Annotated in this window: 17 protein-coding genes; 4 read left to right on the plus strand and 13 right to left on the minus strand. The window is 40.6% G+C overall.

The window, feature by feature from the left end; genetic code table 11:
- Window positions 1–107: 107 nt before the first annotated feature.
- Window positions 108–2321 (minus strand): bifunctional alpha,alpha-trehalose-phosphate synthase (UDP-forming)/trehalose-phosphatase, encoded by a 2214-nt coding sequence (locus EZJ28_RS03520; protein ID WP_131395004.1) that lies wholly within the window; start codon window positions 2319–2321, stop codon window positions 108–110.
- A 95-nt stretch (window positions 2322–2416) separates the two neighbouring features.
- Between EZJ28_RS03520 and EZJ28_RS03525 the strand changes: the two genes are divergently transcribed.
- Window positions 2417–4213, plus strand: coding sequence for a glycoside hydrolase family 15 protein (locus EZJ28_RS03525; protein WP_131395006.1), 1797 nt, complete (start codon window positions 2417–2419; stop codon window positions 4211–4213).
- On the opposite strand, the gene EZJ28_RS03530 is transcribed toward EZJ28_RS03525, so the two are convergent.
- The 7 genes from EZJ28_RS03530 to purL form a co-directional block, all read right to left on the minus strand.
- Complete coding sequence (locus EZJ28_RS03530) at window positions 4204–5265, minus strand: mechanosensitive ion channel family protein (RefSeq protein WP_131395008.1); 1062 nt, start codon at window positions 5263–5265, stop codon at window positions 4204–4206. The genes EZJ28_RS03525 and EZJ28_RS03530 overlap by 10 nt on opposite strands.
- 152 nt (window positions 5266–5417) lie before the next feature.
- Entirely contained in the window at window positions 5418–7232 is a 1815-nt protein-coding gene (locus tag EZJ28_RS03535; RefSeq protein WP_131395010.1) for an acyl-CoA dehydrogenase family protein, read from the minus strand.
- A gap of 69 nt (window positions 7233–7301) precedes the next feature.
- Window positions 7302–8492 carry an acetyl-CoA C-acyltransferase gene (locus tag EZJ28_RS03540; protein ID WP_131395013.1) on the minus strand — a complete coding sequence of 397 codons (1191 nt, stop codon included), beginning with the start codon at window positions 8490–8492 and terminating at the stop codon, window positions 7302–7304.
- 64 nt (window positions 8493–8556) lie between these two features.
- Entirely contained in the window at window positions 8557–10962 is a 2406-nt protein-coding gene (locus EZJ28_RS03545) for a 3-hydroxyacyl-CoA dehydrogenase/enoyl-CoA hydratase family protein (protein WP_131395015.1), read from the minus strand.
- Between the two features lie 32 nt (window positions 10963–10994).
- Window positions 10995–11456, minus strand: coding sequence for a MarR family winged helix-turn-helix transcriptional regulator (locus tag EZJ28_RS03550; RefSeq protein ID WP_131395017.1), 462 nt, complete (start codon window positions 11454–11456; stop codon window positions 10995–10997).
- Between the two features lie 162 nt (window positions 11457–11618).
- Window positions 11619–13400 carry a long-chain fatty acid--CoA ligase gene (locus EZJ28_RS03555; protein WP_131395019.1) on the minus strand — a complete coding sequence of 594 codons (1782 nt, stop codon included), beginning with the start codon at window positions 13398–13400 and terminating at the stop codon, window positions 11619–11621.
- A gap of 124 nt (window positions 13401–13524) precedes the next feature.
- Window positions 13525–17190, minus strand: a complete 3666-nt coding sequence (purL, locus tag EZJ28_RS03560; RefSeq protein ID WP_131395021.1) for a phosphoribosylformylglycinamidine synthase — start codon at window positions 17188–17190, stop codon at window positions 13525–13527.
- A 137-nt stretch (window positions 17191–17327) separates the two neighbouring features.
- On the opposite strand from purL, the gene EZJ28_RS03565 reads away from it, so the two are divergent.
- Window positions 17328–17894, plus strand: coding sequence for a DUF4377 domain-containing protein (locus EZJ28_RS03565; protein ID WP_242670062.1), 567 nt, complete (start codon window positions 17328–17330; stop codon window positions 17892–17894).
- Window positions 17895–17919: 25 nt separating this feature from the next.
- Here EZJ28_RS03565 and EZJ28_RS03570 read toward each other — a convergent pair whose 3' ends face one another.
- Window positions 17920–19131: an RsmB/NOP family class I SAM-dependent RNA methyltransferase gene (locus tag EZJ28_RS03570; RefSeq protein WP_131395023.1), complete on the minus strand. Its 1212-nt coding sequence runs from the start codon at window positions 19129–19131 to the stop codon at window positions 17920–17922.
- Between the two features lie 72 nt (window positions 19132–19203).
- On the opposite strand from EZJ28_RS03570, the gene EZJ28_RS03575 reads away from it, so the two are divergent.
- Window positions 19204–20271, plus strand: coding sequence for an oxidoreductase (locus tag EZJ28_RS03575; protein ID WP_131395025.1), 1068 nt, complete (start codon window positions 19204–19206; stop codon window positions 20269–20271).
- Window positions 20272–20351: 80 nt separating this feature from the next.
- Here EZJ28_RS03575 and EZJ28_RS03580 read toward each other — a convergent pair whose 3' ends face one another.
- The 3 genes from EZJ28_RS03580 to EZJ28_RS03590 are packed head-to-tail and all read right to left on the minus strand — an operon-like array spanning window position 20352 to window position 21915.
- A complete protein-coding gene (locus tag EZJ28_RS03580; protein ID WP_131395027.1) occupies window positions 20352–20804 on the minus strand; it encodes a hypothetical protein in 453 nt (150 codons plus the stop codon).
- A 3-nt stretch (window positions 20805–20807) separates the two neighbouring features.
- Complete coding sequence (locus tag EZJ28_RS03585) at window positions 20808–21338, minus strand: hypothetical protein (RefSeq protein WP_131395029.1); 531 nt, start codon at window positions 21336–21338, stop codon at window positions 20808–20810.
- 31 nt (window positions 21339–21369) lie between these two features.
- A complete protein-coding gene (locus EZJ28_RS03590; RefSeq protein WP_131395031.1) occupies window positions 21370–21915 on the minus strand; it encodes an RNA polymerase sigma factor in 546 nt (181 codons plus the stop codon).
- Window positions 21916–22292: 377 nt separating this feature from the next.
- Here EZJ28_RS03590 and EZJ28_RS03595 point away from each other — a divergent pair, with 377 nt between their 5' ends.
- A complete protein-coding gene (locus EZJ28_RS03595; protein ID WP_131395033.1) occupies window positions 22293–22649 on the plus strand; it encodes a hypothetical protein in 357 nt (118 codons plus the stop codon).
- Window positions 22650–22694: 45 nt separating this feature from the next.
- Here EZJ28_RS03595 and EZJ28_RS03600 read toward each other — a convergent pair whose 3' ends face one another.
- Window positions 22695–24518 carry an ABC transporter ATP-binding protein gene (locus tag EZJ28_RS03600; RefSeq protein ID WP_131395035.1) on the minus strand — a complete coding sequence of 608 codons (1824 nt, stop codon included), beginning with the start codon at window positions 24516–24518 and terminating at the stop codon, window positions 22695–22697.
- Window positions 24519–24526: the final 8 nt, after the last annotated feature.

The raw sequence follows: 24526 nt of genomic DNA on the forward strand, positions 1-24526 counted from the left end.
TTCATAGGATAAAATTACGCAGAAAAAAACCTGAAGCCATATGCTCGTAGTTAATGTATCTTTAAACTTTTGGTTTAATTGCAAATAAATTTAACACAGCTATTCCCTTAGAGGTTATCTCTAAATTTTTCCAGCAGGGACCTTACTTTTGGAGTTCCTTCTACATAATATCTCGCACTTGTCTTTTTAATTCCAACCTTCACTGTATGAGCGGTTTCAGGTAGTTCACTGAACATGTACTCATCTGTCCAGTCATCGCCAATCGCAAATATGAAATCGTAATTCTCACCTACCAGCTTCTTGGTGCAGGCTTTTCCTTTATTCACATCACTGCTTTTGATCTCCAGGACCTTGTTGCCTTCAAGCACACTTAATCCACGGTTAGAGATAAGTTCTTTAAGAACGTTGCTTAGTTCATTGGCTCGTATCTCTCCAAGTTGAGGATCAGCTTTGCGGTAATGCCAGGCCAGTGAGTAGTTCTTTTCTTCAATGAAAGTACCGGGAGTCCTATCTACAAATGTTTCTATCACCGGTCTCACCGCATCCATCCATTCACTTTTCACATTTTCAGATAATTCCCATTCTCCATCTATCTGTCTCATCCAGACGCCATGTTCGGAAATGAGCTCAACGGGTACGTCCTTCCACCAGCTTCCCAGGGTATTCTTATCACGACCACTAATAAGTACCACGTCAGTATCTTCCTTGGAGTTAAGCTCCTTAATAAGTTCCTTTAATTCTTTATCTGGCTTGGCATCTTCCGGTTTGTCTACAAAATTAACCAGCGTACCATCGTAGTCTATGAAAAGTATTTTCTTGCTGGCATTTTTGAATTGCTGCATGATCTCCTGGGAGATTTCCGGGGTAATCCTGGTTGCCTTAAAGCTATCCCTGTTTTCCCTGGTGGCTCTAAGGGAGTTCATGAAATCCTGCGCCCATTTTTCTACACTGTATCTTCTAAGTCTCTTCTGAAGCATCTTGTTTCTTTCAACCTGCTCTTCCTTAGGCATATGGAAAGCAGTTTTCAGGGCCTCGGAAACCTGTTCAAAATTATTCGGATTAATGATAAGCGCTTCGTTCATTTCATGTGCTGCTCCCGCCATCTCACTAAGTATAAGCACCCCTGTACGATCTGTTCGGGTAGCGATATATTCTTTTGCTACGAGGTTCATCCCGTCACGTATTGGCGTTAATAAGGCAATTTCACAGGTGGTATACAGGTCAATAAGGTTCTCGAAAGGCATGGAACGATAAAAGTACCAGATAGGAGTCCAGCTAACCGTAGAAAACTTACCATTGATCCTGCCTACCAGTTCATCTACCTCACGTTTCAGTTTTCTATACTGGGGAACATTTGATCTTGACGGCACTGCCAGCATTACAAGTCTCACTTTTTCAATGTATTCAGGATTCCTGTCAAGAAAGTATTCAAAGGCTCTTATACGATGAGCGATACCTTTGGTGTAATCGAGCCTGTCTATACTGAGGATCATTTTGGCCTCGGGAGTGGCTTCAAGGTGATGGTCCAGCCTCCGTTGTAGTTCCGATTGATTTTCTGCCGTACTTTCAAAATGATCCAGCGCAGCCTGTTCAAATTTCTTATAATCGATGCCCATAGGGAAGGAGTCTACTTTCACGATCCTGTCTGGCAGGGCTACTTCATTAAAATCCACCTGATGTCTTAGGATACGGCTCACCGCACTGAAGAAGTGCCGTTCATAATCATAGGTGTGAAACCCTATAAGATCGGCACCCAACATTCCTTTTAGTACTTCGTCCCTCCAGGGAAGAGTTCGGAAGACTTCATAAGAAGGGAAGGGGATATGGTTAAAAAAACCAATAACGGCTTCGGGTGCCTGTTCTCTTATCATATTAGGTACCAGCAGCAATTGGTAGTCATGTACCCATATCACATCGCCTTCTTCATAATACTTTAAGATCTCGTCTGCATATTTCTGGTTAACCTCTTTATACACCCGCCAGAAATTCTGGTCGGATTCTGTATATTCCATAAAATAATGAAAGAGAGGCCAGATGGTTCGATTGCTGAAACCATAGTAAAACCCATCAATTTCATCTGAAGTAAGGTGAACTGCCACACAGTTTTCTTCCCTTGCTTTTTTCTGAACTTCCTCTTTAAGATCTTCAGGGATTTCTTCTTCGGTAAGACCGGGCCAGCCCATCCATATGCTATCCCCATCCTTATGGAAGGATTTCAAGCCGGTAGCAAGACCTCCAACACTTGGAGTTACTTCGAGATGATTGTTTTCTATGGATATTTGAAGAGGTAGTCGGTTAGAAATGATGATAGTTTTACTCATAATTAAATCTAAATGCTGTTGCGACGAATTTGTTTTTTCTTAAATTTCCGAAAATCATTTCAGACAGCCATTGATTTAAAAGATTTTTAAGATATATGGACAACTTAGATTATGGTATAATAAGTAATTGTAAAAGCTGTGCTTTAATTTCCAAAACGGGTTCACTGGACTGGTGCTGCATGCCCAATTTTGATTCATCGGCCATGTTTGCCAAATTACTGGATGAGGAAATAGGCGGTAGTTTTGAGATAGAGGTTAGTGACGATTATAAGATAACACAGGAATATCTGTGGGAAACCAATATTCTGAGCACTGTATTTGATAATGGGGAGGATTCATTTCAGCTTATAGACTTTATGCCGCGATATGCACGGGAAGATGGGTCTTATTATGCCCCGCCGGATGTAATAAGGTTTTTCAGACATATTGGAGGCACACCCAAATTCAGAATTAAATATGATCCCAAACTGGATTATGCACGCGAGAAGACCTATAATGAGAACAAAGGCGATTACATAAAGAGCTATACCAAAGAGGGTAAGTATGATTCATTGTATTTCTATTCCAGTTTTAACCTGAATGATATAGTTGATAGAAAAGAGATAAGCTTAACGAAGAATGAGTATTGTCTGGTAGGTTATCACGAAAAATTGGTAGAGCAATCACTGGATAGGTCTTATCTCAAATTTCAACGAACAAAGGTCTATTGGATGAACTGGAGTGAAAAGACTACCCGTTACAATCACTATGGCCATGAGATCATGAGAAGCGCTCTGGTTTTAAAGGCACTTAGCTATAAAAAATCAGGCGCTGTTCTGGCAGCTGCGACCACATCACTTCCTGAAACCATTGGTGAAGAACGAAACTGGGACTATCGGTTCTGCTGGATAAGGGATGCATCTATGGTGATCAAGGTAATGGCCGGATTGGGTCATATCAAATCGGCTAAGGATTTCCTTCAGTTCATTATCGACATTATTCCTCATAAGGATGAGAAAATACAGATTATGTACGGTATTAACGGAGAGAAAGAACTTACCGAACATATTTTGAATCATCTGAAGGGATATAAAAATTCCCGGCCGGTACGAACGGGTAACGCGGCATATATTCAGAAACAGAACGATATTTACGGAATTCTGATGGAAGTGATCTATCAGCAATTTTTGATGTTCGAAACCTCTCTTGAAAACTCTGAGGCACTTTGGACCGTGGTACGGGGAATAGTAATGATAGTTCAGGAGAATTGGAAGAAACCCGATAAAGGTATCTGGGAACTTAGAACCGAGGACCGTCATTTCGTATTTTCAAAACTCTTATGCTGGGTGGCTGTAGACAGAGCGATCAAGATTGGCGAGGTCTTACGTATGGGGATCAATGATACGCGCTGGAAGGCCTTACGCGAAGAAATTTATGAGGATATCTATAAGAATGGATGGAATGAGGAAAAGCAGGCTTATACGCAGTACTATGGCTCTAAAGACCTGGACGCCTCCACCTTGCTTATGCAACCTTATGGCTTTATTGAAGCTGACGACCCGCGATTTATAAGTACCGTTAAGGCCACCGAAGAAGAGCTATGCGAAGACGGCCTGATGTATCGCTACAAGAATAGTGATGACTTTGGAAAACCCACTTCTTCCTTCACTATTTGTACTTTCTGGCTAATAGACAGTCTTTACAAAATAGGCGAAAAGAAAAAAGCCAAGAAGATGTTTGACCAGTTATTATCTTACAGCAATCACCTGGGCCTTTTTAGTGAGGATATAGACTTTAAGACAAAGCGTTTACTGGGGAATTTTCCTCAGGCGTATTCACATCTTGCTTTGATAGAAACAGCTGCCAACTTTAGTAAAGGTATCGCAACCGATGGAATGATATTTCAGGAATAGTTTTTCCGGGAATCACTGTCGCGGTCTATACTTACGCGTGATTTTGGCAGGAACTGAGGGTATTCCTTTTGAATGAACTCTAACAGCTTTTCTCTGAGGAATACCCTTAAATCCCATGCTGTTGGTGAGTTTCGGGCACTAACCAGCACTCTTAGTTCAACAGATTTTTCAGTGGTGTTAGTTACCTGTAGTACATTCACGTTGCCATCCCACAGGTCTGTAGAATTCAACAGGCGGGTCTGTTCGTTCCTGAGGGCGTCAATTGGAAGACCATAATCAGCATAGATATAAACGGTTCCAAGAATATCTGCCGAAGTTCTTGTCCAGTTCTGAAAGGTGTTTTCAATAAAATAAGTAGTAGGGACCACAAGTCTTCTTTTATCCCAGACCCTCACCACTACATAAGTAAGATTGATCTCTTCTATCCAGCCCCATTCTCCTTCAACAATCACAACATCATCCAGCCTTATTGGTTGCGTGATAGCGATCTGAATACCCGCCAGCAAGGTTCCTATGGCTTTTTGGGCAGCAAGACCAATGATGATGCCGGCAATCCCTGCCGAGGTAAGCAGACTAACTCCAACGGACCTTATACTGTCAAAACTCATCAATGCTATTCCCAGTGCCAGAATTACGATAATAAAGATCACAATATTTTCCAGGATCATATACTGAGTATAAACTTTGCGGGCTTTCAGGTTATCAGTGCTTTCCACATCATATTTCCTTAACATCCTTTTTTTGAACACTTTGAAGAGCAGAATAAGAAACCACGCAACACTGAATATAATTCCAATTACACTTACATGTCCAACGATCTTTTTTGTGGCTTCAAAATGAAAAATATCACCTATCACTGCGATCTGGGCTATAAGAGAGGCCAGAAATATAAGTAAGGGAACCCGTATCTTTTGTGCGAAATTTACCGGAAGTATGTTGCCGGGATCTTTTCCAAGTCGCTTAAGTATATAGAAAGCAAAGGAGAAAGTAAGGATAAGAATAAGTATGCCGCCAATAATATAAGTGCTTGTATTTCTTTCCAGTTCCAGCATTTTTGGTTGGTTTTATACTTAAAGCTACTAAAAATGACTGCTTCGGAAAATGAAAAGGTCCATATTTATATAACTTTAACCAAATAGGATTTGGTTTAAACAAAAGAAGCCCCGCAATTCGCGAGGCTTCCTTCAGTTAACAGAATACTTAATTAAAAGCAATATTTATTTTCTGAAGTAAGCTTTTCAGCTATAACATTTCTAAGTTCAATAATATTAGGCTGATTCTGATATTTGGTGAAACGCTTCAGTCCCATAAGCATCATACGTTGTTCGTCGCCATCTGCAAAGGAAATAATACCTTCTTTAGCCTTAGTGTTGATCAGGTCAACCGCGTGGTAAAGGTATAATTTGGCCATGGCGATCTGTTCTTTCTGGCTTTCAGCTCCAAATCTTTTAGCATTCTTTTCTGTTCTGAGAATGCCAGATTCTGCCATATAGATCTCGATAAGGATATCTGCAGCGGCAAGTAGCAATTGCTGATGTTCTTCCAGATCTGGTCCAAATTTCTGAACGGCACTTCCGGCTACCATTAGAAAAACTTTTTTCAATTTGCCGATCATTGCTTTTTCTTCGCTGAATAGCTCAGAATAGTCAGGTTTTTCCATAGAAGGAATACCCGTAAGTTCATCAGCCACTTTTGTAGCCGGTCCAAGCAGGTCAACGTGACCTTTCATGGCTTTTTTAACCAGCATACCCACGGCCAGCATACGGTTGATCTCGTTAGTTCCCTCATAGATTCTCGCGATACGTGCATCTCTCCAGGCAGATTCCATAGGAGTATCAGCAGAGAAGCCCATTCCACCAAATATCTGTATACCTTCATCAGTACAATTCTGTACATCTTCAGAACAGGCAACTTTAAGAATAGAACATTCAATCGCATATTCCTCGAAGCTTTTTAATTCGGCTTCAGCGTGAGACTTTCCTTCTTCCAGCCTGATATTGATTCGATCCTCAATATTCTTAGCCGCACGATAGTTAGCCGCTTCACCTACATAGGCAGAAGCTGCCATTTCGGCAAGTTTAGACTTGATAGCCCCAAATTTGGCTATTGGAGTCTTGAACTGCACCCGATCGTTGGCATATTTCACGGCCACATCGGTTACCCTTCTCTGGGCATCAAGCGTTGCCGCCGCAAGTTTTATACGTCCTACGTTCAATGCATTCATCGCAATCTTGAAACCATTGCCGCGTTCTGATAGCATATTCTCAACAGGAATTTCAGTTTCATCGAAGAACACCTGACGAGTTGAGGAGGAGTGAATACCAAGTTTTTTCTCTTCTTCACCAAAAGTGATCCCGTTAGGATTCTCTTTATCATACTCTACAATGAATCCGGTAATGTTCTTATCGTCCTCAATTCTTGCAAATACAATAAAGACCGATGCGAATCCGGCATTGGAGATCCACATTTTCTGTCCGCTTATCTTGTAGCTTCTACCGTCTTCTGAAAGTACCGCTTTGGTTTTTCCCGAATTGGCATCACTACCCGCGCCAGGTTCGGTAAGACAGTAAGCACCAAACCATTCGCCAGTAGCCAATTTAGGAACATATTTTTTCTTCTGCTCTTCGTTTCCGTAAAGAAGAATAGGTAAAGTTCCAATACCTGTATGTGCTCCAAAAGCCGTGGCTATAGAACCGGTAGCACCTGAAATATAATCGCAAACCAGCATTGTGGATACAAAGCCCATTCCGAGTCCGTCATACTCTTCTGGTACACCTACACCCAGGAATCCCAGTTCGGCAGCTTTGTTCATTACCTCTTCAGTAAGGGCATAGTTCTTCTTTTCAAATTCTTCTTTTTTCGGCCAGATCTCACGATCTACAAATTCTTTGACCGAATCTTTCATCATTTTCTGCTCCTCATTAAGGTCTTCAGGAGTGAAAATATCTTCACTTTTAGTTTCCTTCACAAGGAACTGACCTCCGCGAAGCATATCTTTTTTTTCTGTATCTGTACTCATTCTTGTAATTATTTATTGAGAATAGGATTCTCTATAGTGTATCTAGTTCTTGTTGATTGTGATTATGCATTAAAAAACCTCATAAACTCCAGCTGCACCCTGGCCGGTACCTACACACATGGTAACCATGGCATATTTATCCTTCAGGTTTCTTTTTTTCATTTCATCAAAAATCTGTACCGAAAGTTTTGCTCCCGTGCATCCTAGAGGGTGCCCCATAGAGATCGCTCCTCCGTTCACATTCACTCTTTTCTGATCCAGATCAAGCTCTCTCATAACAGCCAGGGACTGGGAAGCGAATGCCTCATTTAACTCGATAAGTTCAAGGTCTTCTTTCTTAAGTCCGGCCTGTTTAAGTGCTTTCGGAATAGCATAAACCGGCCCGATACCCATGATCCTTGGTTCAACTCCTACAGCTGAATAACTTACCAGTCTCGCCACCGGTTCAAGATTCAGCTCTTTAACCATTTCTTCGCTCATTACCATGGCAAAAGCTGCGCCGTCACTCATTTGGGAAGAATTTCCCGCAGTAACGCTTCCGCCATCTGCAAATACCGGTCTTAGTTTGTTCAGAACCTCGATAGAAGTGTCTTTACGCGGACCTTCATCCTTATTTACTGTATAAGATTTAGTTTGTTTCTTACCATTTTCATCAACATAAGTTTCATCAATATTGATGGGTGCTATCTGATCCTGGAAACGGTCTTCGGCCTGAGCCTTAATGGCTTTTTGATGAGAGTTGTAAGCAAATTCATCCTGGTCTTCACGTGAGACTTTGTATTTATTTGCCACTGCCTCGGCAGTAAGTCCCATTCCCCAGTAATAATCTTCATGACCCTGCTTTGCAAGTTCATAATCTGGTACTGGCTTGTAACCACCCATAGGTATGTAGCTCATACTTTCGGCACCCCCGGCAATTATACAATCTGCCATACCATTCTGGATCTTGGCGGTAGCGATCGCGATGGTTTCCAGACCTGAAGCACAATAACGATTGACCGTCATTCCCGGAACATCTTCAATTTTCAATCCCATAAGTGAGATCAGGCGACCTACGTTTAGCCCCTGTTCAGCCTCTGGCATTGCATTTCCAACGATCACATCATCGATACGTTTTTTATCAAATTCAGGAAGTTTATCCATCATATATTGGATGGTTTCAGCAGCCAGCTCATCAGGTCTTTTAAACCTGAACACTCCCCGTGGAGCCTTTCCTACTGCAGTCCTGTATGCTTTTACTATGTATGCTGTTTTTTTCATTATTTTAATTTTTGAATTAGAAATTTTAAATGTCAATTCATCTAAAATTCAACATCTATCATTTTTAATTTCTAAGAGGTTTTCCTTTTTTCAACATATGCTGAAGTCTTTCAAGGGTCTTGCGCTCTCCGGTCAAGGAAAGGAATGCTTCCCTTTCAAGATCTAAGAGGTATTGTTCACTTACTTTTTGATTTTCTGAAAGATCTCCACCAGCCATTACATAGGCCAGTTTGTTTGCGATCTTCTGATCATGCTCGCTAATGTAGTTTCCGGCTTTCATCTGGTCAGTTCCTACCAGAAAGGCTCCAAGGGCCTGCTTACCAAGAACCTTTATGTCTGTTCTATGAATTGGTTTGGTATAACCGTTCTCAGCCATTAGTAAGGCATGTTTTTTAGCTATTGCCAGCTGCCTGTCCGGATTTACTACCACGATATCCTTTCCTTTCTGAAGAATATTCAGGTCATAGGCTTCATATGCCGACGTTGAGACCTTTGCCATCCCAATGGTAAGAAAATGCTCTCTCAACCTGTTTAGTTCCACATCATCTTTTTCAAAGGTATCTGCCGCTCTTACTGTCATCTCTTTGGTTCCTCCTCCACCGGGGATAACTCCTACTCCAAATTCAACCAATCCGATATAGGTTTCTGCTGCGGCAACCACTTTATCGGCATGTAGCGAAAGTTCGCAACCACCTCCAAGGGTCATGGCATGAGGCGCAGCAACAGTTGGAATAGAGGAGTAGCGCATACGCATCATGGTATCCTGGAAGTATTTGACAGCCATGTTCAGTTCGTCATATTCCTGTTCTACAGCCATCATGAAGATCATCCCGATATTGGCTCCTACAGAGAAGTTCTTTCCGTTGTTGGCAACAACAAGTCCCTGGTAATCCTTTTCAGCAATGTCAATAGCCTTATTAATGCCATCCAGTACATCACCGCCAATGGTGTTCATCTTGCTTCTGAATTCCACATTAAGGATTCCATCGCCAAGGTCTTCCACAACCACGCCGGTGTTCTTGAAAACCTCTTTTGATTCTCTGATATTGTCAAGAATAATGAAGGCGTCCTGACCAGGTACTTTCTTCTGCGCTTTAGCGTCTATATTGTAGTAGTAGGTTGCACCTTCTTTTACAGTGTAGAAGCTATCACTACCATTTTCAAGCATCTCATTAACCCAGGCAGCGGGTTCATAACCCTCTTCCTTCATCATTTCGATACCTTTCTTTACACCAATTGCATCCCAGATCTGGAAAGGTCCATGCTCCCAGCCAAAACCGGCTTTCATAGCATCATCTATCTTGTATAGTTCGTCTGAGATCTCGGGTATCCTGTTAGATACATAAGCAAATAGGGCAGAGAAGGTCTTTCTGTAGAATTCTCCGGCCTTATCCTTTCCATTAACAAGAACTTCAAAACGGTCTTCTACCTTATCTATGGATTTTGTTAGTTCTAATGTGGCAAAAGACGCACTTTTTCTGTCCCGATATTCCATGGTTTCCAGATCGAGTGATTTGATCTCGCTTGAACCATCATCTTTTTTGATCTTTTTATAAAATCCCTGACCGGTTTTACTTCCATGCCATTTATTTTCCATCATGGTATTGATGAAATTAGGAAGTGCGAACAGATCGTGCTGTTCATCGTCCGGTACGTTCTCGTAAAGCCCGTTCGCTACATGCACCAAAGTGTCTAATCCTACAACATCCACTGTTCTGAAGGTTGCCGATTTCTGTCGGCCAATCACCGGCCCGGTAAGTTTATCAACTTCTTCAATGGTCATTCCCATATCCTTAACCATATGGAACAGGCTCATAATACTGAAGATACCTATACGATTACCAATAAATGCAGGGGTGTCTTTTGCAAGAACTGGTTTTTTACCAAGAAATTTCTCTCCATACATATGAAGGAAATCCAGTACCTCCTCAGAAGTTTCTTTTCCAGGAATGATCTCAAACAGTCTTAAATATCTTGGAGGGTTAAAAAAGTGGGTTCCGCAGAAGTGTTTTTTGAAATCTTCACTTCTTCCTTCGGTCATGAAGTTTATTGGAATACCTGAAGTGTTGGTGGTAATTAGGGTACCAGGTTTCCGGTGTTTTTCCAGTTTCTCAAATACCTGCTTCTTGATATCAAGGCGTTCTACCACGACTTCAATTATCCAGTCTGCTTCTGACACTTTCGAAATATCATCTTCCAGGTTCCCTGTCTTTATACGACTTGCAAAATCCTGATGATAAATTGGAGAGGGTTTGGACTTTAAAGAGTTCTGTAATGAGTCGTTTACGATACGGTTTCGAACTGCTTTATCATCCAGGCTTAATCCTTTTTTCTCCTCTTTGTCTGTGAGTTCCCTGGGTACAATATCAAGGAGTAGTACCTCCACGCCTATATTGGCGAAATGGCAGGCAATACCGCTTCCCATTATACCTGAGCCGATTACTGCAACTTTATTTATCCTTCTTTTCATTTTTTGGTGTTTATCAATTTCCCTCCCGGTTTTTACCGGGATTCTTTTATTTTAATTTCTTCGGTATAAATTTTCTTTTCGCTGATCAATTCCATTATAGTGTTGGCTACTTCTATAAAGGTATGCAGGTCCTTTTCGGATACGTTTTCCTTGACCGCTTCATCAAAACGGAGCACTACTCTTTTGGAGTAATCTCTCATCTCCTTTCCAAATTCGGTAAGGTGAATAAGAACACTGCGCCCATCACTAGGATTTTTCTTTCTTATAATAAGCCCTTTGTCCTCCATGGTCTTTAGAATCCTTGAAAGACTGGTCGCTTCCATTCCCATTTTAGGGCCCAGGGAAGTGGAAGGAGTCCCTTCTTCAGGGTCTATACTTAAAAGGGCAAACCCCGTAGCCATAGTACTACCTGCTTTTCCCGCCTCTTCATTATACATTTTAGAGACAGCCATCCAGGTTGCACGAAGCACATAATCTATTGTCTTTTCTTTCATGGTTGATTTGAATGATTCCAAAGTTAGAAAAAAATATTATGCATGCATAATAAATTCATTTAAAAATTCGGATTTGATGAAAATTATACGCTGAAATATGTTAAAACAAAAAAACTCCTCTGTTCGGGAGGAGTTTTTTTTATTAAAATGTCAATACTTCAGTTAAAATCTGTCGTACAGCTTTTCATATAAGTCGTGATATTTATCACGAATATTACGTCTTTTCAATTTCATAGTAGGGGTGAGCTGTTCACCTTCCACGGTCCAGGCTTCCGGGGTTAGGGCAAAGGTCTTCACCTGTTCCCATTTTCCGAATTTTTGGTTATAGAAATCCACTTCTTCCTGGATGCGTTCCTTTACCAAATCGTTATTGGCAATATTTTCCTCGCTGCCATCTCCCAGATCTATCTTTTTGCGACGAGCCCATTCTGTAATGAATTCAAAATTTGGCTGTATAAGCGCTGCGGGCATCTTTTCTCCGTCACCTACCACCATGATCTGTTCTATAAAACGGGATTGTTTCATGGTGTTTTCAATGAGCTGTGGTGCCACATATTTACCTCCCGAGGTCTTGAACATTTCCTTTTTCCTGTCTGTTATTCTAAGGAAGCCCTCTTTATCCAATTCGCCAATGTCACCGGTATGGAAGAACCCATCAGAATTAAGCACTTCATCGGTTTTTTCTTTATCCTTATAATAGCCTTTCATGATGTTGGTTCCTTTGGCCAGGATCTCTCCATCTTCGGCAATCTTCACCTCCACATTCTTAAGAGGTTTACCCACAGTGCCAATCTTAAAGCCATGATCGCGCTCATCATTCACGGCAATCACTGGAGAAGTTTCGGTTAAGCCGTAACCTTCCATAACAGGGATTCCGGCTGCTGCAAAAACTCTCGCGAGACGTGGTTGCAATGCGGCACTTCCTGAAACTATCAGTTCTATATTACCTCCAAGTCCTTCTTTCCATTTAGAGAAAATAAGTTTCCTGGCAATATTCAGTCTGAATTCATACCACCAGCCATTCGCTCCATAAGGTTCGTATTTTAAACCAAGTTCTATAGCCCAGTAGAATAACTTCTGTTTAACTCCACTTAAGGTTGAGCCTTTCGCTACTATCTTATCATATACTTTCTCAAGCAATCTTGGAACGGCAGTTATAACATGGGGTTTTACTTCCTTAAGGTTATCGCTGATTTTTTCAATGGATTCGGCAAAATAAACCGAAACAGAATAATACTGGTAGAGATACAATATCATTCTTTCAAAAATATGACACACCGGTAAAAAGCTAAGTGCAACATAAGTTCCTGTTTCAAACGGAACGCGTGGAGCACTTCCCAGTACATTGCTTACAATGTTCTCATGAGAAAGCATCACACCTTTTGGTCTTCCCGTAGTACCCGAAGTATAGATAAGAGTGGCCAGGTCATCGGGTTTAACCGATTTCTTGAGTTGTTCCACCTCGTCCTGATTGGCCTTGTCCTTACCTTCCTCCAGGACTTCCTTCCAGCTTTTGCAATCATTCAGGTCATCAAAACTATATACCTCTTCTAATTTGGTATTCGCCTTAATGTGATTGACCTTCGTTAGAACCTCTTCATCCGAAACAAAGCAGAATTTAGCCTCACTGTGATTGAGAACATATTCATAATCCTCTTCGGAAATAGTAGGATAAATGGGGACATTCTGTGCACCAATCTGAAGGATTCCTATATCCATCACGTTCCATTCTGTCCTGTTGGTGGTAGAAATCACCGCAATCTTATCATTAGGTTTTACCCCTAAGCGCAGTAGCCCGCGGCTTATGGTGTTTGCCTGGTCAATATACTGTTGCGTTGAAATCGCCTGCCATTTTCCATCGTATTTGGTTGCGAATGCCTCCTCTAGAGGGTGGTTCTCAAGCTGAAAATAGGGAAAATCAAAGAGTCTTTTTATCTCATTCATGAAGTTGATCTATTAGATAACTGTTGCAAAATAGAAAAAAAGTGAGCGTCTTCAAATCGATATTTTAAAAAAAAAGGGATGTTTTTTAACATCCCTTTAATAAAGCTTTAATTTTTAACTTTTTTCACGCCTTTTTCTCAAGCCATTTTCTGGCATTTACAAAGGCCTCAAGCCACGGAGAAGCCTCATCTTTTCTTCCTTTAGGGTAATGAGCCCAGTTCCACTGGAAAGTTGATCGTTCCAAATGAGGCATCATTACCAGGTGTCTCCCGGAATCATCGGTGAGGATTGCGGTATTATAATGAGATCCGTTAGGATTTGCCGGATAACCTTCATAACCGTATTTTCCAACGATCCTGTACTTCTCTTCTTCATAAGGGAAGCTGAACTTACCTTCACCATGAGCGGCCCAGATTCCAAGTTTGCTTCCGCCAAGAGTGGAAAGCATCACCGAATCGTTTTCCTGAATTTCAACCGAAGTGAAATTACATTCGAATTTATGGGATTCGTTATGCAGCATTTTTGGTTTCTGATCATGGTCTGGGTTGATGAGTCCAAGTTCTATGAACAACTGGCAACCATTACAAACACCTAATGAGAGTGTGTCTTTTCTTGCGAAGAAATCGTCAAGGGCTTTTTTAGCTTTCTCATTATACAGGAAAGCGCCTGCCCATCCTTTCGCACTTCCCAGCACATCCGAATTTGAGAATCCTCCAACTGCCGCGATAAACTGAATATCTTCCAGTGTTTCACGACCGGTAATCAGGTCGGTCATATGAACATCCTTCACATCAAATCCAGCCAGGTGCATGGCACGTGCCATTTCCCTTTCTGAATTTGAGCCTTTTTCCCGAATGATCGCTGCCTTAATCTTAGACTTGTTAGCATCAAGTTCAGGTAATTTGCCTGTGAAATGTTCAGGGAATTTAAATTCCAGGGGCTGGTCTTTATAATTATTGTAGCGTTCTGTGGCCTTGTCTATTCCGCTCTGTCTTTCGTCTAGCAGGAAAGAGGTCTTATACCAGGTATCCCTTAATTCCGGAATGTTGAAGCTTAGATTAGCTCCGGTATTTCTTATTTTCAATTCTTTTCCTTCCGTAACCTTTCCGATATTAAAGAATTCAATTTTATTTTCTTTCAGCATATCTTCTACTGAAGAATCTTTGGCCTGGAAGACTATTCCGCAGTTTTCATTGAAAAGAAGTTTTATGATGTCTCTTTCATTTAATTCGGAAAGATTCAGATCGGCTGATAGATTTACATCGGCAAAACACATTTCCAGTAAAGTAGTGATGAGTCCTCCTGAAGCTACATCGTGTCCGGCCAGGATGAGATCTTTCCTGATAAGCTGCTGAATGGTATTAAATGTCTCAACAAACTTTTTGTCATTCTGAATGCTTGGAACTTCATTCCCGACTTTATTCAGTATCTGGGCAAACGAGGAACCTCCAAGCTTGAACTTGTCCTGGGAAAGATTGATATAATAAATATCTCCGCCATCTTTCTGCAGAACAGGTTCCACCACTTTGGTAATATCGTCACAATGCCCCGCGGCAGATATGATAACTGTTCCCGGAGAGATCACCTCTCCATCTTTATATTTCTGTTTCATGGAAAGAGAGTCCTTTCCTGTAGGCACATTAATGCCAAGAGAAATTGCAAATTTTGACACTCCTTCAACTGCTTCATAAAGCCTTGCATCTTCACCTTCATTATTGCAGGGCCACATCCAGTTGGCTGAAAGTGAGATAGATTTCAGACCTTTTTCAAGAGGAGCCCAAACTATATTTGAAAGAGCTTCAGCTATTGAATTCCTGGATCCGGCAACGGGATCTACAAGAGCCGAAACAGGAGAATGCCCAATGGAAGTGGCAACTCCTTCTTTTCCCCTGTAATCCAGAGCCATTACTCCGCAGTTGTTCAGCGGTAACTGAAGAGGTCCGGCGGTCTGCTGTTTTGCAACCCTTCCCGAAACGCAGCGGTCTACCTTGTTGGTAAGCCAGTCTTTACAGGCTACTGCCTCAAGTTGTAGTACCTGATTCAGATATTCATGAATTTTAGAAGTCTCATAACTGACCTCAGAATAATCTCTTTTTATCTTTTTATCGGTCATTACCGTTTTGGGAGAACTTCCAAACATGTCAGATAGTTCCAGGTCCATCGGTTTCTGGCCAGATTTTTTTCCTTCAAAAGTAAAGCGGTGATCGCCGGTCACGTCGCCAACTTCATACATTGGAGAACGTTCCCTGTCTGCCACTCGCTTAAGTTTTTCAATTTCGGCTTCCCCAATCACCAGTCCCATTCGTTCCTGGGATTCGTTTCCAATGATCTCTTTTGCCGAAAGGGTGGGGTCCCCAACAGGAAGAGCATCAAGGTCTATTTTTCCACCTTTTTCCTCTACCAGCTCGCTCAGACAGTTAAGGTGTCCACCAGCACCATGGTCGTGAATGGAAACAATCGGGTTCTCATCGGCTTCTACCATCCCGCGAACGGCATTGGCCGCTCTTTTCTGCATTTCGGGGTTAGATCGCTGGATAGCGTTCAGTTCGATACCGCTACTGAATTCCCCGGTATCTGCTGAAGAAACAGCGGCTCCACCCATTCCAATGCGGTAATTTTCACCTCCAAGAACAACTATTTTATCTCCTTTGTTTGGAACGTCCTTTTTTGCCTGGCTAGCTTTACCATATCCTACACCTCCCGCAAGCATGATTACTTTATCATACCCAAGGGAACGATCATGTTCAGCATGCTCAAAGGTTAGAACTGAACCTGAAATAAGCGGCTGACCAAATTTATTTCCAAAATCGGAAGCTCCATTAGAGGCTTTTATAAGGATATCCATTGGAGTCTGGTATAACCATTCTCTTTCTTTCATTCCATTCTCCCATTTTCTGTCTTTTTCAAGTCGGGAATAAGAAGTCATATAAACGGCTGTTCCCGCTAGTGGGAGGGAGCCTTTTCCTCCGGCAAGCCTGTCTCGTATCTCACCGCCACTACCTGTAGCTGCACCATTGAAAGGTTCTACAGTGGTAGGGAAGTTATGTGTTTCGGCTTTTAGAGATATTACCGAATCAAAATCTTTGTTTTCGTAAAAATCAGGAACATCTGCAGACTTTGGAGCGAACTGTTCAACCTTTGGCCCTTTTACAAACGCTACGTTATCCTTGTATGCTGAAACTATATCATTGGGATTCTCTTCGGAAGTCTTTCGGATAAGTTTGAATAAAGAAACCGGTTTTTCTTCACCATCTATAATAAATGTTCCGTTGAAGATCTTATGGCGACAATGCTCAGAATTTACCTGAGAGAAACCAAAGACTTCAGAATCGGTAAGTTTTCTACCCAGACGATCGGCCAATCCCTGAAGGTAAGCCACTTCTTCAATATTCAGAGCTAAACCTTCCTGCTGATTAAATGCCTCGATATCGTCCACCTCAATAATAGGAGCGGGGTTGATATGAATATCGAAAATGTCCTGATCCAGGCCTTCATATTTCTGCGAGAGCATAGGATCATAATCATGAAAGTGCTTATCAACCCGGAGGAATTCTTCAATCCTGATAAGACCATGAATTCCCATGTTCTGGGTTATTTCAACGGCATTGGTACTCCAGGGAGTGATCATGGCGGCACGTGGACCAACAAAAAAATCTGCCAGGGCAGATTTATTTATTTGTTGAGTATTTCCGAAAAGCCAGTTCAATTTAGCGATTTCCTGTGCTGAAAGTTCTGAGTGGGTTTCTACAGCAAAAACCTTAGTAGTTTGGTTTCCGAAGAAAAGGATCATCTAGTATGTTTTGTGTTGTTTTTGAAAGGCACAAATTTATGATTTTTTCTTTGCTAGAATAAATATTTTAAGAAAGTTAAGTTTTAAATCTTTTCAATATTGAGTATCTTAAGAGTATCAATCAAAAACTTCTCATCATGTATCTCAAGTACAGTATAATTTTGGTAATTGCTTTGGCCGTTTTCTCCGGGAATAGTTCCTGTTCAATTGTTGGTAACGAAGCAAATCCATTAAAAGTGGAGAATATGCGAATTAATCATTTTCGGCAGACAGGAATTGGTGAGGGGTTGCATTTGGTGTACCTGGTACAGGAAAGCGAAGAAATTGGAGGAGGAAAATGGAGTTTTTTTTATGATGAGATAGAAGGCTTTGATTATGAACTGGGCTACATCTACGATTTAAAAGTAAGGAAAGTCGAGATTGAAAATCCGCCATTGGATGGTTCTGCCGTTAAATACATACTTGTAAACGTTAGGTCCAAAGAGAAAGCTCCAGCTAATGTAAGTTTTGATATCAACCTTAAGAATTTCGGTCACAGTTTTATTACCGAACATGAGGATGGACCGTATTTACTTTATCAGTATAAGATAGATTGTAGCAATATGTGTGAAAGCCTTCAATCTGAAATCGAATCGAAGGAAATTGTTACCGGTACGTTCTTTCATGGACCCGATGAAAGTCTTATCCTGCATTCACTAAAGTAAGTTACTGGATCTATTGGATTATGATCTACTTTTTTTCTAAAAGTGCCATATAGAATCCGTCATAGCCACTTTCGCTTGAAAGTATGGTCTTTTCCTTTTTAAGTGTGAATTCACTTCCTTCCTCAGTTTTCAGGAATTTCTGAACCTGTTGCTGGTTTTCAGATGGCAGAATGGAGCAGGTAGCATATACGAGCTTACCTCCGTTCTTTACAATCCTGGAATATTTTTGCAGGATTTCCAACTGTGTGTTTCGAATATTTTCAAGAAACTCCGGCTGTAATTTCCATTTCGCATCCGGGTTCCGGCTCAAGACACCTAATCCGCTACAGGGAGCATCAATAAGGACCCTGTCTGCAGTATTATATAGTTTTTTGATCACTTTAGTGGAATCTATACTTCTGGTATCTATATTATGTGCTCCGGCCCGTTTAGCCCGGCGCTTAAGCTCTTTAAGTTTATTTCCATAAATATCCAAAGCAATTATCTGGCCTTTATTTTCCATCAGTGCGGCAAGATGCAGGGTCTTTCCTCCGGCACCGGCACAGGTATCTACCACACGCATTCCGGGTTCTACATTAAGGAATTCGGCTACTCTTTGGGAACTGGCGTCCTGAACTTCGAATAATCCATCCTTGAATGCCTTTGTTTTGAAAATATTAGCCCGTTCCTTTAATTGAAGCGCTTCAGGATAATTCCTGAGATTTGCAGTTTCTATACCTTCTTCCAGAAGAGTTTCTGCAAGTTGTTGTGGAGTGGTTTTAAGTTTATTCGCCCTTATAACCACGGGTGCCTGAGTGTTAAGTGCATGTAATTCTTTAGTCCATGTTTTATCTCCCAGTTCTTTGGCCCCAAGTTCGTCAAGCCAGTCGGGGACAGATTCCCGGTATTTTCTTGTTTTGCTTAATTCGTCAAATTTACCCTTAATTCGCCTTACAGGTGTTGCTTCAAATTGCGGCCAGTCTGGTAATTTGATTCCTCTAAGTACGCACCACACAGCAAACATTCTAAAGAGGTCTTCCCGTGAAAAAGGCTCTTTTACTTCAGCTATTTCGGCATAAAGTCTTTTCCATCGCACAATATCATAGGTGGTTTCGGCTATAAAACTTCTATCTCTTGAGCCCCATCGTTTATCTCTTTTCAGAGTCTTTTCAATCACCTTATCGGCATAGAACCCTTCATTAAATATTTCGGCAAGAGCATCTATAGTGGCAAAAACAAGATTTCTGTGTAGGCGCATAAATTTCCTTTAAAGCGGCAAAGTTACGGTTTTTTGAATGGGAAAAATTTATATTTGAAGCAAATTCCTGATATGAGAAAAATAAGTTTGTTACTGGTTTTAATGGTTTTCGCCTGCAAAAATGACAATAAGAATAATGAATCTGAAATTGCTGATAACCGAGAGCCAAAATACTTTGAGTCTGTCGAAATGGAGGTGCTGCTCGAAGATGATTCTTTAAGTGTACGGGCTATTGAGGTAATAGGGCAGAATCTGGCTTTTGCCGGGAATAATGGCAAATATGGTCTATACAACGCAGCGAACAATAGCTGGAAGACTAATGTTCAGAAATTTGACACTATTGTTCCTGAATTTCGCGCAGTAGCCAGTACGGCGAACGATTTTTTTATGCTGAGTGTCGCGAATCCCGCATTACTATATAAGACGGGTGATTCAGGACAAATGGAGCTTGTATATAAAGAGCAAAATGAGAAGGTGTTCTACGATGCCATAGCCTTCTGGAATGATATGGAAGGGATCGCTATGGGAGATCCTACCGATTCTTGTATTTCAATAATCATCACCAGAAATGGAGGCAAAAGCTGGAGTAAACTGGATTGTGATAAGTTACCAGGATCTGATGAAGGTGAAGCTGCCTTTGCAGCGAGCAATTCTAATATTGCTTTAGAAGGGGAGAAGACCTGGATACTTACGGGTGGGGTGAAATCGAGAGTCTTTTATTCTCCGGATAAAGGAAAAACCTGGGAAGTTTTTAAAACACCGTTGTTACAGGGCAAGCCAACAACTGGAGGTTACAGTATGGATTTTTATGACTCCAAAAATGGAATTATAATCGGTGGGGATTATACCAATCCGGAAGGTAATACCGGGAATAAAGCGGTGACAAAAGACGGTGGGAAAACATGGGAATTGGTTGCCGATGGACAGGCTCCAGGATATAAAAGCAGTGTGAGATATGTTCCAGATTCAAATGCAGAACAGATCCTCGCAACCGGTTTTACGGGAATAGAGTATAGCAGGGATGCCGGGAAGAGCTGGAAGAAGCTTTCTGATGAAGGTTTCTATACCCTGAGATTTGTGAACGATTCTACTGCCTATGCAGCCGGAAAGAACCGTATCGCGAGATTGAGGTTTCGTTAAAATGAAATAATCCGACAGATATAGAACCTGCCGGATTATTCACTACTAACTAACCAAAAAACTAAATATGAATAGTAAAACTACTCACTGCTATTTGCATCTTTACGCTCTTTTTTTGAGCGATATTCTTTTATAAGCTTTTTATGGAATTCATCTTCCAGTTTGTGCATCTTGATAATATCCTTAGCTGAAATGATCTCTTTAAGATCCCTAAACAGCTGTTTTTTAATCTTATATTCCTCGTTCTCCACGCTGAGAAATTCATTTAAAAGCTCATTCGCCTGAGCCTCGTTGATGCACTCAACATTCTCAATATCTATATGTTCACGCTTGTGAAGATCACGTCTGGCCTTTTCGTACCTGTTATAAATAGGCCAGAACTTTTGTGCCACTTTATCATTAAGATTAAGTTCCTGCGTAAAATATGCCACCTTAAGGGCTTTTATTTGTTCCCATTTCTCACTGTCTGAATCCTGGGCTATCGCAGCCGGAACAGTAAGGAAGACTAAAAATATGATTATTAATTTTTTCATGATCTATTCTAAAATATAGCTAGGGTCCTCAATATTTTTATCAATATAATCCATAACCGTTTCAGGGTTTACAGAATAGAAATCAGAATCATCAATAAGCTTACCATCCTTCAAAATTAAATCAGAATAATCTGAGGTATTAAGATCTATAAAGCCCATTTCATATCCCTGATCGATATAATTCTCCATTATCGAAATTTCAATATCACCCCAGCCCACCGGTTGATCTGATGTGGTCTGGAAGAAGTTGCCCAACATGAGAATGAATATTGCCGCCACAGCAGCTGCATAGAAAAGGTATTCCTTTCTGAAAATACTTATAACAGGAGTACTGTCTTTAGTTTTTTGCAGGATCTTTTCTTCCAGGGTATCAAAATATCCGTCGGGAACTGCAAATCCACTCTGAGTAACAGGAAGTTTCACGGCTTCCTGCTCTTCGAGCTTACGCATCATTCTCTCTTCAAAGTTGTCAAAGTAATCTTTTGGGACCTTGAAGCCAGAATTCTTAGGATATTTTGATTTATCGGTCTTCATCGTTTCTTTGACTATAAGTTTTTCTAATGGTTTAATTAGTTTTTAAATATTCTTCAATTTTTTTTGCTGCATGATGATAAGAAGCCTTAAGAGCTCCTTCGCTGGTTTCCAGGATCTCAGCCATTTCCCGGTATTTTAGCTCTTCAAAATATTTCATATTGAATACCTGTTGCTGTTTTGCAGGCAACATAGCAATGGCCTTCTGTAATTTTAATTGTATTTCATTTCCTTCAAAATATACATCGCTTTCCAGATTATCCAGAATCTGGTTTTGTAATTCTTCAGAGGTTATTTGGGACCTTCTGGCTTTTTTATTGAGAAAAGTAATTGATTCGTTAGTGGCTATCCTGTACATCCAGCTGTATAGTTTACTATCGCCTTTAAACTGCTTAATGTTTCTATACACCTTGAGAAAGGTATTCTGGAGTATGTCGTCCGTATCATTATGATCCTTTACTATATTACGTATATGCCAGTACAGGCGCTCCTTATATTGCGCTATAAGTTCCCTGAAAGCTTCCTGTGAGGTTGAGCTGTCTTTCAGACGTTCTATAAATGGATCTTCGGCGTTTTGCAAGATTCTGTGATTAATATTTTAGATCAGGGCGTTAAAGGTATTGAAAAGCTAACATCTTCAAAAAGGAAAATTTTTAATACCAATAAGTAAGAAAAGTACTTCAAAATACTATATATGAATCGATAAAATACCTTTTTACCTGACAAAAAACATTTTTTGCTTGTTTAAATCAAACTTTATTGTATCTTTACTTCAACAAATGATTTAATCTTTTTTTGCCCCAAAAAATCGAATTAGATCTCATTATTTTCATTTGCCCCAAAGTGGAAATAATTTTTAATAAAAAATGGATGATACCTACTTTTATCATCCATTTTTTTATTTCTTAAATTTAAACAAAGAAGTTTTAATTTTAAAAGGCATAAAAAATATACACTATGAAAAAGTTTTGTTTCGTATCCATGTTGCTGATCTTTTTTATTTCATTCTCAGCCAACGCTCAGAATTCTTTCAACGATATTAAGGTAGGGGAAACTCTGATTATTCAGGATTCTGAACAATATCAGTATTCCCACATCGATTTTCCCAGGCCTAATTTTATAATCAAAACAGGAGGGATTGCTGATTATAAAAAATTAGTCGGAACCAGGGTAGTGGTTACCCGTATAGAAACTGAAGGTGAAGAGACCAGGGTAAGCCTGAAAAGGAAGGATGGTAAAAAATTCTTTGGAAGTTTCGCACTGGTAAGCGCAAATCTCGAAAAAGCGATTACATCGGGGGAATTAAAAAGATAGCAGGTTAAAGTATAATAAAAATGCCCGGGATCCCGGGCATTTTTATTAGTCGAAAGATTGCATTTCAACCAGTTTCCTGTAGGTGCCGTTTGCTGAGATCAGTTCCTGATGCTTTCCCTGTTCTACAATCTCACCTCGTTGCATTACCACTATATTATCAGCATTCTGAATGGTAGACAGTCTATGGGCAATGACTACCGAGGTACGGTTCTTCATCATATTTTCCAGGGCTTTTTGTACCAGTTTTTCACTTTCGGTATCCAGTGCTGATGTTGCTTCATCCAGTATCATAACCGGTGGATTCTTTAAAACAGCCCTTGCAATGGAGAGGCGTTGTTTTTGACCGCCACTTAATTTATTTCCACTGTCACCAATATTGGTATCCAGTTGTTGTGGCAGGTCTTTTACAAATTCCCAGGCATTTGCTACTTTCAATGCCTCGATGATCTCTTCATCGCTAGCGTCATTTTTTCCAAGGGAAACATTGTTTCTAATAGTATCATTAAATAGGATGGAATCCTGCGTTACCAACCCCATAAGGTCTCTTAAAGATGCTTTTTTGATATCGCGAATATCTGTACCGTCAATTTTAATACTGCCGTCGTTTACATCATAAAACCTTGTGATAAGGTTGGCAATTGTAGATTTTCCTGAACCGGACTTTCCTACTAGTGCTATTGTGCGGCCCTTTGGTACTTTTATACTGAAATTCTTCAGAACACTTTCCTTTTCATAGCTGAAGCTTACATTCTCAATGCTGATCTCGTTCTCAAATTCCTTCTTATCAATTGCATTTGGCGCATCGGTAAGGTTTGATGGAGTTTCCAGCACGTCCAGGATACGTTCAGCAGCAGCATTACCCTTCTTCACGCTATAGGAGGCCTTGGAAATCTGTTTGGCCGGAGTAAGGATGTTGTAGGCCAGACCAAGAAAGGCTATAAAAGTTGCCGCGTCCAGGGTTCCTTCAACCAGCACCATATTCCCTCCAAACCACAAAATGATAACGATCACAAATATTCCCAGAAATTCACTCGTGGGAGAAGCCAGATTCTGACGGTTAACCAGCTTATTAAGAATGGAATTCAACCTGTTTGTGGATTCCTGAAACCTGGAATAGAATTTTTTTTCGGCATTAAAGCCCTTAACGATCTTAAGACTGGATAATGTTTCTTCCACTATACTCAGAAAATGTCCGTTTTCTTCCTGTGCCAGGTTCGATTGTTTCTTTAACTGTTTGCCAATCAGAGAAATTATAAATCCCGAGATAGGAAGAAATATAAAGACAAAAAGCGTAAGCTTGGCGCTCATCATCAGCATCGCGATGATCGTAAAAAGGATGGTTAGCGGTTCCCTTACAATTAGCTCAAGAATGGATAAAAATGAAGTCTGGACTTCATTAACATCAGCTGTGATACGCGAAATAGTGTCTCCCTTTCTTTTTTCTGAAAAATAGGAGACAGGCAGTTCCAGGATCTTTTTATAGACCGTATCTCTGAGATCTCTTAGCACTCCATTTCGCAGAAATGTAAGGAAAAACGAACTCAGGTATCCGAACAGGTTCTTTAGAAAGAACAAAAGCACCACAATACCACAAATAAAGACAAGAGCGGCAACTTCATCTTCATTGACTTTCTGAGTTACATAATAATTGAAATGATTAACTGCATAGTCCTTTATACCCGCAATACCATCCCATTCGGGTTTGGCGGCAACCCTTTTCGTTTTGTCAAAGAGTACCTGAATCACCGGTATCAATGCGATAAACGAAAGGGTACTGAAGACCGCGTATAAAATATTGCAAATAATATTCAGTATCGCGAATTGTTTATAAGGGATCGCGAACTGTAGTATTTTCCGGAAATAGGTCATTTAAAAAC

Origin of the sequence: Gramella sp. KN1008 (assembly GCF_004332155.1) — a bacterium.
In the GTDB taxonomy this organism is placed as follows: Bacteria; Bacteroidota; Bacteroidia; order Flavobacteriales; family Flavobacteriaceae; genus Christiangramia.

Bases quoted from the DNA above. Each gene is read 5' to 3' on its own strand.
- EZJ28_RS03600 (WP_131395035.1), bottom strand. From the start codon at position 24,518: ATGACCTATTTCCGGAAAATACTACAGTTCGCGATCCCTTATAAACAA.
- purL (WP_131395021.1), bottom strand. From the start codon at position 17,190: ATGATCCTTTTCTTCGGAAACCAAACTACTAAGGTTTTTGCTGTAGAA.
- EZJ28_RS03550 (WP_131395017.1), bottom strand. From the start codon at position 11,456: ATGAAAGAAAAGACAATAGATTATGTGCTTCGTGCAACCTGGATGGCT.
- EZJ28_RS03525 (WP_131395006.1), top strand. From the start codon at position 2,417: ATGGACAACTTAGATTATGGTATAATAAGTAATTGTAAAAGCTGTGCT.
- EZJ28_RS03545 (WP_131395015.1), bottom strand. From the start codon at position 10,962: ATGAAAAGAAGGATAAATAAAGTTGCAGTAATCGGCTCAGGTATAATG.
- EZJ28_RS03575 (WP_131395025.1), top strand. From the start codon at position 19,204: ATGAGAAAAATAAGTTTGTTACTGGTTTTAATGGTTTTCGCCTGCAAA.
- EZJ28_RS03585 (WP_131395029.1), bottom strand. From the start codon at position 21,338: ATGAAGACCGATAAATCAAAATATCCTAAGAATTCTGGCTTCAAGGTC.
- EZJ28_RS03535 (WP_131395010.1), bottom strand. From the start codon at position 7,232: ATGAGTACAGATACAGAAAAAAAAGATATGCTTCGCGGAGGTCAGTTC.
- EZJ28_RS03565 (WP_242670062.1), top strand. From the start codon at position 17,328: ATGTATCTCAAGTACAGTATAATTTTGGTAATTGCTTTGGCCGTTTTC.
- EZJ28_RS03580 (WP_131395027.1), bottom strand. From the start codon at position 20,804: ATGAAAAAATTAATAATCATATTTTTAGTCTTCCTTACTGTTCCGGCT.
- EZJ28_RS03530 (WP_131395008.1), bottom strand. From the start codon at position 5,265: ATGCTGGAACTGGAAAGAAATACAAGCACTTATATTATTGGCGGCATA.
- EZJ28_RS03520 (WP_131395004.1), bottom strand. From the start codon at position 2,321: ATGAGTAAAACTATCATCATTTCTAACCGACTACCTCTTCAAATATCC.
- EZJ28_RS03595 (WP_131395033.1), top strand. From the start codon at position 22,293: ATGAAAAAGTTTTGTTTCGTATCCATGTTGCTGATCTTTTTTATTTCA.
- EZJ28_RS03570 (WP_131395023.1), bottom strand. From the start codon at position 19,131: ATGCGCCTACACAGAAATCTTGTTTTTGCCACTATAGATGCTCTTGCC.
- EZJ28_RS03540 (WP_131395013.1), bottom strand. From the start codon at position 8,492: ATGAAAAAAACAGCATACATAGTAAAAGCATACAGGACTGCAGTAGGA.
- EZJ28_RS03555 (WP_131395019.1), bottom strand. From the start codon at position 13,400: ATGAATGAGATAAAAAGACTCTTTGATTTTCCCTATTTTCAGCTTGAG.